Genomic DNA, 3,930 nt, shown 5'->3' on the forward strand with positions numbered 1-3,930 from the left:
GCCGCGCCGGCCGCTGGCCCGGCGTGCTGCGGACGGAGGAGGAAGAGGCCGGCCGCAGCCCGTCCAGGAACCGGGACGGCTTGCGGTTGGCGCGGCCTCCCGGGGTCCGGGCCAGCGACCAGGACAGCGCCAGGTGCTGGCGGGCACGGGTGATGCCCACGTAGAGCAGCCGGCGTTCCTCATCCACGGCCTCGTCGGTGTCGGCGAAGGAGATCGGCATCAGCCCCTCGCTCAAACCGACCAGGAAGACTGCGTCCCATTCGAGGCCCTTCGCCGAGTGCAGCGAGGCGAGGGTGACACCCTGTACGGTGGGGGCATGCTGGGCGGCAGCGCGTTCGTCGAGCTCTGCCACGAAGTCGGACATGGTGAAAACACCGCCCGCCGCGGAACCGCGGGCCGCGTCCAACTCGTCGGCCAGTCCCACCAGCGCGGCCAGAGATTCCCAGCGTTCGCGCACCGCGCCGCCGGTCTGCGGAGCTTCCCGCGTGTAGCCCAGGTTCGCCAGCACGTCCCGGACCAGTTGCGGCACGGGTTCGGTTCCGGCGGCCCGGGAGGAGGCCCGCAGCTGGAGGATCGCGTCGCGGACCTCCCGCCGCTGGAAAAACCGCTCCCCGCCGCGCAGCTGATAGCCGATGCCGGCATTGGCCAGCGCCTGTTCGTAGACTTGGGACTGCCCGTTGGTGCGGAACAGCACGGCGATCTGGGCGGCGCCCACGCCGTCGTCGAGCAGTTTGCGGATGCGGGTGGCCACCTGGGCCGCCTCGGCCTCGTCGTCGGCGCATTCCGTGAACGAGGGCTCGGGCCCGGCCGGACGCTGGGCGATGAGCTCCAGCGGGGTCGGCCAGCTGTCGTTGTCCCGCGCCGGCTGCCGGGTGCGGGCGGCCAGCAGCGAGTTCGCCAGCTGCACCACCTGCGGCGAGGAGCGGTAGTCCCGGACCAGTTTTACGACGTCGGCTCCGGGGAAGCGTTTGGTGAACTCGAGCAGATGCCGGGAGGTCGCTCCCGTGAAGGAGTAGATGGTCTGGCTGGCGTCGCCGACGACACAGAGTTCTTCACGGTCACCCAGCCAGAGGTCCAGGAGCCGCTGCTGGAGCGGCGAGACGTCCTGGTATTCGTCCACCACGAAGTGCCGGTACTGGTCCCGTACGGCGGCCGCCACCTTCGGGTCTTCCTCGAGGATCCCCACGGTGATGAGCAGGACGTCCTCGAAGTCGATGATGTTCCGGTCCGTCTTCACGTCCTCGTAGGCCTGGTACAGCCGCGCCACCGTCGTCAGGTCGTAGCCTGCCGGTGCGGCACGCCCGGCCGCCCGGCGGACATAGCTCTCGGGCGTGAGCATGGAAACCTTGGCCCACTCGATCTCGGCCGCCAGGTCGCGGATGGCGGCACGGTCGGTGGTCAGCCGCAGGCGCCGGGCAGATTCGGCGATGACGCTGGCCTTGTGGTCCAGCAGGCCGGGCAACGGACCGCCGACCGCCTGCGGCCAGAAAAACTGCAGCTGGCGCAGCGCCGCGGCGTGGAACGTTCGCGCCTGCACCCCGCCAACACCGAGGTCGCGCAGCCGCGTCCGCATCTCGGCGGCCGCACGCGCGGTGAACGTCACCGCCAGCACCCGCTGCGGCGTATACACCCCGGTGTGTACCCCGTAGGCGATCCGATGCGTGATCGCCCGGGTCTTGCCGGTGCCCGCTCCGGCGAGGACGCACAACGGTCCGGCCAGGTTGGTGGCCACCTGCCGCTGCTCGTCATCCAGTCCGGCCAGGATCCGGTCTTCGAGGCTGCTGTCCGGGAGGGGCCCGGCTGCCGCTGCGCTCATCGTCCGGCCTGCGGCAGTTCGCCGCCGTACCAGTGCTCGATCAGCGCCCGCGCAATTGAAATGCCGCTGGCCACCTGGACCTCGTCGGCCTTCAGTGCCGCGGCCAGTTCCTCCCGGCTGAACCACCGTGTGTCCAGGATCTCCACGCCGTCGGGCACCGACGCCGCGTCCGTCGCGACCGCCGTGAAACCAATCATCAGCGATGCCGGGAACGGCCACGGCTGGGACCCAAGGTAGCGCGGCGAGTGCACGACGACGCCGGACTCCTCCTCGATTTCCCGCACCACCGCGGCCTCGAGCGACTCCCCCGGCTCGACGAAACCGGCCAGGGTCGAATACCGGCTGGCCGGCCATGCGCTGTTGCGGCCGAGCAGCAGGCGGTCGTCCTCGTCGATGACCGAAACGATGACGGCGGGATCGGTGCGCGGGAAATGCTGGCTTCCGTCGGCGGGACAGCGGCGCACCCAGCCGCCCTGCTCGATCTCCGTGCGGTGGCCGCAACGCGGGCAGTGGGTGTGGGTCAGGTGCCAGTTGGAAATCGCCGCGGCCTCCACAAACAGCCCGGCGTCCTGCGCAGAGAGCTCCCCCGCCACATCCCGCAGGCCCAGCCACTCGCCGTCGTACCCGGCAGCTTCTGCGCGGTCCGCCAACACCGAGAGCACAATGTCGGTCCCGACGGGCACATCCGCACCCTCCACGGCCCGGCCGAGGTAGACGGAGAGGTCGGTTGCGGTCCGTTCCCTGCTCGGAAGCAACACGATCCTTCCGCCGCGGACCAGCGTCTTGCCATCGGCGATCAGCATCACATGCGTGGTGTCGCTGCCCCAGATGCCGTCCACCAGGCCGGGGTGGCTGCGCCGCTCGCACCCGCGGTCCATGGTGGTGCGCGCCAGCATCAGCTGGCCCAGCGGCGGGAACCCTGCAGCGGCGGTGCTAAGACTCATGCTCTCTACCGTACTCACCCCGGCGCCCGGACCGTTATTCGCGCCGCCGGCGCTGTGGACTGCGCACCGGCGGTGCCCCGCCGGTGCGGCCTGCCTCACCCTTCCGGCGACTCGCCGCGGCCGTGGCCGGGCTGCCGGTACCGGTTGCACGTACGGTGGACTACGTGAGAAAGACACCTCTGGAGCTGGCGGCCATAGCCACCGCGGCCGTTCCCGGGTTGACGCCCACGGGCGTTGCCGGGCTGCCGGATGATGCGGCGGATTTCCAGTCCGCGGTACTCACCGATGCGTCCGGCAAGCGGTGGCGCGTGCGTTCTCCGAAGCACGCCGAGGCGAGCATGCGGCTCGAAACGGAACTGCTGGTGCTCCGGGCCTTCTCGCCCGCGATCCGCGCGGAGTTGCCTTTCCAGGTGCCCACGGTCGCCGGGACCGTCCAGCAGTCCGAACTGCGCACCTTCGTTTACAACCACGTGCCGGGGAGCATGCTGGCGCTGGAAGCTCTGGTCGCCGCCGGCGCCGCCGTCCCGGTATCGATCGGACGGGCGACAGCCGGCATCCACGACCTGCCCCAGCGCATGGTCGACGCCGCGGATCTGCCCAGCTACACGGCCGACCAGTTCCGCCAGCGCAAGCTCAACGAACTCGACCAGGCCGCCACCACCGGCAAGATACCGCCGGCCCTGCTGCGCCGGTGGGAGCACGCCCTGGAGGACGTGGCCCTCTGGAAGTTCAATCCGTGCGTGGTGCACGGCGACCTGCACGAAGACAACCTCCTGGTCCAAGACGGCAGCGTCAGCTCGGTGACCGGTTGGACCGACCTGCGCATTGGCGATCCCGCCGATGACTTCGCGTGGCTGGTGGCCGTGCACGAACAGTCGTTCGCCGACGTCGTGCTGGAGTCCTACCGCAAGTACCGCAAGGACCCGGTCGATCCCCACCTGATGCGCCGGGCAGCGCTGTCCGCCGAATTCGCGCTGGCCCAATGGCTGGTCCGCGGACTGGCCGCGGGCGACCAGACCATGGTTGACGAGGCGGTCGACATGCTGAACGAGCTCGAGGCCGACGTGGCCGTACACGGCGGCCAGCCCATCAGTGTCACCGCTCCCCCGCCGCCTGCCGTTCCGCCCACGGTTGCCGCTGTCCCTGCGGCTCCGGCCCGGGAACCGGCCG

The 3,930-nt window shown here is 70.5% G+C and carries 3 protein-coding genes; 1 reads left to right on the plus strand and 2 read right to left on the minus strand.

What is annotated here, in order from left to right:
- On the minus strand, positions 1–1,816 hold a 1,816-nt coding region (locus AC5RUJ_RS12375), incomplete at its 3' end, for an ATP-dependent helicase (RefSeq protein ID WP_494155926.1).
- Positions 1,813–2,760, minus strand: a complete 948-nt coding sequence (gene nudC / locus AC5RUJ_RS12380) for an NAD(+) diphosphatase (protein WP_494012544.1) — start codon at positions 2,758–2,760, stop codon at positions 1,813–1,815. The genes nudC and AC5RUJ_RS12375, both read right to left, overlap by 4 nt.
- Positions 2,761–2,924: 164 nt before the next feature.
- Between nudC and AC5RUJ_RS12385 the strand changes: the two genes are divergently transcribed.
- Positions 2,925–3,930, plus strand: a 1,006-nt coding sequence (locus AC5RUJ_RS12385; protein ID WP_494155927.1) for a macrolide 2'-phosphotransferase, incomplete at its 3' end; no start/stop codon positions are given.

The sequence above is a fragment of the Arthrobacter sp. Y3223164 genome (assembly GCF_059091005.1).